Origin of the sequence: Microcystis sp. M083S1, assembly GCF_020246405.1 — a bacterium.
GTDB lineage: Bacteria > Cyanobacteriota > Cyanobacteriia > Cyanobacteriales > Microcystaceae > Microcystis > Microcystis aeruginosa_C.
Window position 1 is genome coordinate 1 of the sequence record NZ_JADBTB010000165.1, and the last position, 2,583, is coordinate 2,583.

Consider the following 2,583-nt stretch of genomic DNA (forward strand, 5'->3'; position numbering starts at 1 on the left):
TCCCCTTTACCATAAATAAACATTATTGTTTTCCTGTATGGATAACTTTTATTGATGAATATCGCTCGCACTATGCAAGAGGCAATAGGGATTTAGGGTGATAGGGAAATTTCCGCTAAATCCCTCACCTCCCCACTTCCCACACTCCCTACTCCTGTCTCCTGTCTCCTGTCTTCTAAATTCTGCTGTATTGTTTCCCCTCATGAATATCGATCGCACTATCCAACTAGCTCATCAATTAGCGGACACTTCTGGAGAGATTATCCGGCGCTATTTTCGGCAGCCCCATCTAGAAACCGAGACCAAACTCGAGCAAGTTTCCTCAATAGTAACAATCGCCGATCAAGAAGCTGAGGAGGCGATGGTGGCGATTATTCGGCGAGAATTACCCGAAGATGGGGTTATTCGGGAAGAAGGAGCCAATATTCCCGCCCAAAGTGGTCGTTATTGGGTATTGGATCCGATCGATGGCACATCCTCTTTTGTCAAGGGATTACCGATTTTTGGGACTTTAATCGGCCTAGTAGCAGAAAATCAACCGATTTTAGGAATTGTCGATCAACCGATTTTAGGCGATCGCTGGTTAGGAGTGAAGGGAAAAGGGAGTCTTTATAATAACCGGATGATTGTTAATCCCTATCGTCAGGATCGGGAACTTGTCTTAAAAAATGCCTGTTTAGCCTCCACCACTCCCTTAATGTTTATCACAGAACGACAACAAGCGATCGCTCGTCAGCTGCAAACCGTCTGCAAACGTACCGCTTTTGGGGGTGATTGTTATAACTATATGATGTTAGCCACTGGCTGCACTGCCATGCCGATGGTAATCCTAGAATCAGACCTGAAATACTACGATTTTTGTGCTTTAATCCCGATTATTGAAGGTGCGGGCGGAATAATTAGCGATTGGTCTGGTAATCCCCTAAAAGCTGATTCTAGCGAAGTTTTAGCCGTCTCTAATTCGGGTTTATGGCGGCAGGTTTTAGAACAAATCAGCAGAGTGGGTTAGTGCGAATACTAAGATAATTAGGGTTTGCTGAATAAATCTAAAAACCTTGTTGGATAAGGCTTTTAGACTTTTTTTCCCTGAAAAAGTGCCTACCATTGGAGTGATTGGGGGAAAATTACGGGACTTTTTCTCTGAAAATTAGGTAATTGACCAGATGGGAATCAGTAAAAACCTACACCCCACACCCCACACCCCACACCCTGTCCCCACAAAAAACTTTTTCAGCAGACCCTAATTAATCAACAGCTAACCCACCCCTGCGGCAATTAAACCGTGGCTAATTGAGGTTGGGGACGTTTGCTGTTACGGATACCTTCGATCGCTGCTGCGTAATCGGGGGCATTAAATACCGCCGAACCTGCTACGATCGCATTAGCACCCGCTTCGAGAACTTGCCAAGTATTAGCCGGTTTCAAGCCGCCATCCACTTCAATCCAGGGATCCAAGCCTTTTTCATCGCAGATTTGGCGTAATTGACGGATTTTGGGGACAACTTCCGGGATAAAACTCTGGCCACCAAAACCGGGGTTAACGCTCATAATTAGGACTAAATCGCACAAATGCAGCACATATTCGATTAAATCTAGGGGAGTGGAGGGATTTAATACCACACCCGCTTGTTTACCGAGTTCGCGGATCTGACAAAGAGTACGATGGAGGTGGGGAGAAGCATTATGTTCAGCGTGAACAGAAATAATGTCAGCACCCGCTTTCGCAAAGTCAGCCACATATTTTTCTGGTTCGACGATCATTAAATGCACATCTAAAGGTTTTTTCGTATAGGGACGAATAGCGGAGACAATCAGGGGTCCAATGGTGATATTCGGGACAAAACGACCATCCATCACATCAACGTGAATCCAATCGGCTCCTGCCTTATCCACAGCCTCGATATCGGCTCCTAATTTACTAAAATCCGCCGATAGGATCGAGGGAGAGACAACGATCGATTTCGAGCTTCCGTTTTGGGTCATGGCTAACTATAGAATTTCGTGTTTATATTTTCGTAACAATCTTATCAGCAATCAGTGATCAGTGATCAGTAATCAGTGATCACTAATCGGATTTGAGTTTTCAGTCGGGGTAATCCCAGGGCATTTTGTATAAATTGTAACAGACAAAAATTTGTGATTGTTGTATGGCAATAACCGCTACTGACAATCAAGCATTTCTACTCTAGAATAAAAGATATTGCAATCCCTGTTGGGGAATTTCTCAGAAACTTGAGGTATATTAAGTGGATTCTTCGTTACTTGGTATGGTTCGATAGGGGGGCATAAATCGACTAAATCCTTATCTGGCAAGAGACTTAATTGATTAGTTCGCTCTAGAGCAAAAACAATTGACAAAAATCGCTAAATGCCTTTCTCTATAAGGGTTCCATCCCTTATAACCCTCGTCCATTGCATAAGACAAACCGAAGAACCAGATATTCGTAGTTGGCAATGTCCTAAGTGTGGAGAAACCCACGATAGAGACATCAATGCTGCTAAGAATATTCGAGATGAAGGTTTACGAATTTTGGCGGTAGGGCATACCGCTACTGCTTCTGGAGGGAGAGTAAGACCAAGTAA

At 43.9% G+C, this 2,583-nt stretch carries 2 protein-coding genes and 1 pseudogene; 2 read left to right on the forward strand and 1 reads right to left on the reverse strand.

The features are described from left to right. The first annotated feature begins 202 nt into the window (after positions 1-202). A complete protein-coding gene (gene hisN, locus IM450_RS15440; protein ID WP_287671273.1) occupies positions 203-1,009 on the forward strand; it encodes a histidinol-phosphatase in 807 nt (268 codons plus the stop codon). Between the two features lie 266 nt (positions 1,010-1,275). Here hisN and rpe read toward each other — a convergent pair whose 3' ends face one another. Next, the gene (rpe, locus tag IM450_RS15445) at positions 1,276-1,983 is read right to left on the reverse strand and encodes a ribulose-phosphate 3-epimerase (RefSeq protein WP_002736739.1); all 708 of its coding nucleotides are present in this window, start codon (positions 1,981-1,983) and stop codon (positions 1,276-1,278) included. A 451-nt stretch (positions 1,984-2,434) separates the two neighbouring features. Here rpe and IM450_RS15450 point away from each other — a divergent pair. Then, positions 2,435-2,583, forward strand: a pseudogene (locus tag IM450_RS15450) (zinc ribbon domain-containing protein); the annotation flags it as partial.